Annotated in this window: 5 protein-coding genes; 1 reads left to right on the forward strand and 4 read right to left on the reverse strand. The window is 36.9% G+C overall.

Annotated elements, in window-relative coordinates:
- Positions 1–218: 218 nt before the first annotated feature.
- Together KS419_RS02775 and KS419_RS02780 are read right to left on the reverse strand one after the other, a co-directional pair.
- Complete coding sequence (locus KS419_RS02775) at positions 219–992, reverse strand: hypothetical protein (protein ID WP_217064563.1); 774 nt, start codon at positions 990–992, stop codon at positions 219–221.
- 186 nt (positions 993–1,178) lie between these two features.
- Positions 1,179–1,364 (reverse strand): SE1561 family protein, encoded by a 186-nt coding sequence (locus KS419_RS02780; RefSeq protein WP_217064567.1) that lies wholly within the window; start codon positions 1,362–1,364, stop codon positions 1,179–1,181.
- Between the two features lie 167 nt (positions 1,365–1,531).
- Here KS419_RS02780 and yfkAB point away from each other — a divergent pair, with 167 nt between their 5' ends.
- A complete protein-coding gene (yfkAB, locus tag KS419_RS02785; RefSeq protein ID WP_217064564.1) occupies positions 1,532–2,644 on the forward strand; it encodes a radical SAM/CxCxxxxC motif protein YfkAB in 1,113 nt (370 codons plus the stop codon).
- 47 nt (positions 2,645–2,691) lie between these two features.
- Here yfkAB and pssA read toward each other — a convergent pair whose 3' ends face one another.
- Together pssA and KS419_RS02795 are read right to left on the reverse strand one after the other, a co-directional pair.
- Complete coding sequence (gene pssA / locus KS419_RS02790; protein WP_246593624.1) at positions 2,692–3,375, reverse strand: CDP-diacylglycerol--serine O-phosphatidyltransferase; 684 nt, start codon at positions 3,373–3,375, stop codon at positions 2,692–2,694.
- A 451-nt stretch (positions 3,376–3,826) separates the two neighbouring features.
- Positions 3,827–4,627, reverse strand: a complete 801-nt coding sequence (locus tag KS419_RS02795) for a YfkD famly protein (protein ID WP_217064565.1) — start codon at positions 4,625–4,627, stop codon at positions 3,827–3,829.
- Between the last annotated feature and the right edge of the window lie 283 nt (positions 4,628–4,910).

The following is a 4,910-nucleotide window of genomic DNA, read 5'->3' on the forward strand; positions in this document are numbered from 1 at the left end:
ACCACTCCTATCATGCTTTTTAAAGATTGCGACGGCTACGCTCATTGCTTAGGGACTGTAAAAGTGGAAAAGCACCACTTTTTCAGTTCCCATGCAAGTAGGCGGTGGAGCTAGACAATGCCCGAAGGTGCTAAAACTAATAAAAGAACGAGGCTGTCCCCCTTTAGATCACTTTTCCTTGACCTTATGGACAGCCCCGTTCTATTATCTTGTGTTAATTATTCTTCGTCAACATCAATAGTTTTAACAGATTGATAAGATAATGCCAAAGCTAAAGCAGTTGCTTCAATCTCTTCATCCACATCAACTGGAAACTGAAGTTTGACATAGTAGCGCCCATGTTCTGTCACTTCCACAAAAGTGAACTGACGGTACTCTTTCCCACGGATACTATCTGCCCAATTCCCCGGTTTAGTTGCATCCCCTACCACTTCAATGACGTAATGGAAAGGTAGTGATTCGTCCAACTCATGAACATTATAGTCATTTACATGACCTGCTGTACCGAGTAAGCTTGTCTCTAAATGAATGTCACGTGCTACATCTACCTCACGTGTTAAAACATTCTCACCATCATAAATCAAGTTTTCTTCCACTATGAAGTTTAAGTCACTAAGTAAATGGCCTTCTTCAAACGTTGCAATCGCTGCAGGCTGTCCTTCTTCTCTATACGTAAAGGACATTCCATCTAACACTTTAATTTCCTTGTCAAATGTTGTTGTATAGTAAGTAGCATCAAGGATTATTTCTTCCCCATTCAGCTCAATCCGAATTTCATCCTCTGTAGAATCAAGAACAGGAAATAGGAATTCTTCTTCTTCATTTACATCTTTATTCCCTTCAGGCTCCAGTACTATTTGAGATTCCTCAGAACTGGAACCATTTAAGTCTTGTCCACCTGTTTGGATATTATCTTCCTTTTCGGTTGTGCCACATGCTGTTAACATTAGTGATATACCACCAACAAAAATAGTTTTAAAGATAATCTTCATACTTATACCCCTTTTCAAATCTATTTACTATATCATTATAACAATTTGAAAAGGTGTATTTAGGTATTTTATAGATATTCTAAGATTAATAATTATTTGAAAATAACACAACCCTTGTAAGAGTAAGTGTTTCGCCACCCTAAACAAATATTGAAAAATATTGGAAATATTGAGATTCAACAGTAATTATGTCCATTCGTTTCGATATTGCTGACACTTTTTTTCTAATTCATCCAGTTTTACGATTATGCGGTCAATATCTTCAATACCTGCTTTTTCTGGATCGATAGAATCAAGCATTACTATTAAATGGTCCATCTGTTCATGTAAAAGATTCATTTTTTTGTTTTTTTCAAGATCTGAGTTTTCCAACAATAATACCCCTTTACCTATTAATTAGTACTTCCTTTTAATCATACCCATTTTATCAAAATTTTATCTGTCGTAAAAAGGATATCATCTTGTCCTTCCATTCTCTTATTCTATAAGTTCGTGTATGATTAACTAGTGCAAAACAATTTTCATAAAGGAGTGCCAGAATGAAAGTAAAGGACATTACGCCTTCCTTCGATCCATGGGAAGCTTACTTAGATATGGAAGAGTATGGTGAATTACAACTAACAAATATTGAGTTCACAACAACTAACCTCTGTAACATGCGATGCGAACATTGTGCTGTGGGATATTCCTTACAACAAAAAGATCCAGATCCACTGCCGTTGGAATTATTCCTGAAAAGGTTGGATGAGATATCTACTCTCCGCTGTATTAGCATTACGGGCGGCGAACCAATGATGTCGTTAAAATCAGTGAAAGAATACGTGGTTCCCCTCCTGAAGTATGCCCATAACCGAGGAATTCGCACTCAAATAAACTCTAATTTAACAATGCCAGTGGAACGTTATGAACTTATCATTCCATATTTGGATGTACTTCACATCTCTCATAATTATGGAACTGCTGAGGATTTTGCGGAGATTGGCTTTGCAGTGATGGACCGAAAACCATCCTGGAGGCAGAGGGAATCTCTTTTTCATCGAATGGTGGAAAACAGTAAATACTTAACCCAAAAAGGGGTAATGGTATCTGCAGAAACAATGATCAACTCCAGAACATTACCGCACTTGGAAAAAATTCATGAACAAGTTATTCAAATGGGATGTCAAAGACATGAAATTCACCCAATGTACCCAAGTGCATTTGCAAGTAAATTGAAGATTGCCACGCTGGAAGAAATTAGAGATGGGATCCACCGACTTCTAGATAACCGTGATAAAAACATATGGATGTTATTTGGAACTCTTCCCTTTTATCCTTGTAATTCAGAGAAAGAGGATCAAGCCCTCCTAGAGAGGTTGTACTCCGAGAAAAACGTTACTGTGCGTAATGATCCAGATGGACGATCGCGCCTCAATATCGATATCTTTTCCGGCAATATTAATGTAACTGATTTTGCCGACGCAGGTATAGTAGGACATATCCAGAACACCTCGCTTACGAATGCTTATAACAAATGGAGAAAGTCAAAGCTGTCGAAGAGTATCGATTGTCATTGTCCCGCAGTGAAATGTTTAGGTCCTAACTTGTTAGTAAAACATGCTTATTATAAAGATGTTAATTTCACTGCTAGAAAACAGTTGCTGATTCGGTAAAAAAAGGGTTTCTCACTAGGCTATCAAGCCATGTGAGAAACCCAATTCTATTCTGCATTCTTTTTATTATTTTTCCAATTGACAAAGCGGTAAGCCAGAAAAGCAATATATAAGGGGGTTGCAATGTAAATTAAGTAAGGAAATTGGGCATAAGCTCCGATATAGATAACATACAACAAACAGCCAAGAAAAATGGTGACGATCGTTCCGTATTTCGGCAAAGGAACTTCCTTAAGACTTGGAATCCGTAATCTGCTAACCATTAGAAAACACAAGGCTGTAAATACAACCGTAGTTATTATCTCAGGGAAAGTACCTCCAAATAAAGTGAGTATTGCCAATATCCCACCTGCTGCAGTTATGGGCACACCACTAAAATAACTTTTCGTTGTTTTACTTGCATTGATATTAAACCTTGCTAAACGGTACGCACCGAAAAGTGGGAATAAGCCTGCGACTGCAAACCCTAAAAATCCAAACTGATAAAAATATGTATAATAAACTAAAAACGAAGGTGCTACCCCGAAAGTAACGATATCTGCTAAGGAATCTAATTCTTTCCCAAAATCGCTTTCCGCCTTTAACATTCTTGCCAGACGTCCATCCATACTGTCTAACATCATTCCAATTAAAATTAAAATAGCTGCATTATTATATTCACCACTTGCCGCAAAGCCAATGGAAAGAAAACCACAGTATAAATTACCCAGTGTAAATATATTTGGTATCATCTTTCTAACTTGTATTGTCACTTCTCACACCTCAAAATTAATATTCCCAATTGAATGATAAGTCCGATAAGGGTTATTACTGAATAGTATTTATTTTGTCATTATACCATTTAATCAGAGTACTAGAGAAGTGGTTCTAGTAAATCCTTTGCCCACTCCCAATAAAAAACACATGGGATTCTGAAAAAAATAAAATCATGAATGAGGGCACTGAAAAAGTGGTGCTTTTCCACTTTTACAGTTCCTCTAAGCAATGAGCTTAGCCGTCGCAATCTTTAAAAAGCCTGATAGGAGCCGTTTTCTCCTATCAGGCAAGCGACGAGCGAAGCCATTGCCATACAAATAAAAGGAACTGAAAAAGTTGTTTTTTACTTTTTCAGTGCCCTCTCATGAATCCATGTGTTTTAAAATGCTATTTGTTGTTCCTGTTGTATGTGCTCACAAAGTTAAACTACTTAGGCTGCTTCGACGTCTGTACCTTTAAATTTACATAGTCCTGAATTGGGATCCATGCTCCTATTCCTTGTTGAGTCACATTTTTTACTTCTAACCACTTCTTATCTCCCTTCACTCGAAGATAAACTTCACCGTAGGTTACTTTCCCTTTTTCATTCACTGCAGGTGCGAAAGCAGTTAAATACCCCACCATTTTTGGAGAAATATTATACACTCGGTCCGTTTTCGTTCCATATCCAATGACGGTAGAGAAACTTAATGGGAGCTTCATTTTCTCTGTCGCTTTCATTAACATCATTTTTTGGACCATATCCGCATTTGGAATTTCAGCAGTCAAGCCCCCTTTAATTCGCTTCTGCTGCTCTTGGTTATAATTGATTCGCTTTCCTTCATTTCCTCCACGGTTATCTAATACATTCGTATTCACTTTTTCAAAATCCCAATTAATTTTTGACTCTTCCGATTCATAAACTAATGGCCACTGACCTAAGTAAATGGAAATATTCATACCAATGGCTAATTTAGAACCTTGTATGGCAGATTCATTAAACATTTTGATTAATTCAGGATTTTCAATAGTTATTTCTGTAGAATCAAGGAGTTCTGACGCAAGATCACTTGGATGTAACTTTGGCAAATCCTGACTTGGATTTGGGTACGTATTATCTTTTGAAATATCCATCGCTGAATCCGGAATTAATTTTTCTTCTTCCTTTTCCTCTTCTGCAAATGACAACGGCAATAATACATTGAATAGAATAACTGAGAGAACTAAACTCAATAACACCTTTTTCATGTTAAATGATCCTCCTCATTCACTTCGAAAGAGTAATGTTGATTTAACATTAGTGTTACTATTCACTAGAAAATTATCCCCTTAAGGGGAAATAATGTAGTCTTGTTAAAAACTCTGCTAATTCCACTGATATATTTGCCAACTAAAAAAAACAATACACGAATACTCGGACGGAATTATTTAATATTAAGGCTCTGTTATCGTTCAATGTTGATTTTTGCGAAATTCACTCCCTTTCACCACGGGCACAAGTGCGACATCTGCTCATTCTTCGCAGTGTCTT

It is taken from the genome of Evansella tamaricis, assembly GCF_019042215.1.
Lineage (GTDB): Bacteria > Bacillota > Bacilli > Bacillales > Salisediminibacteriaceae > Evansella > Evansella tamaricis.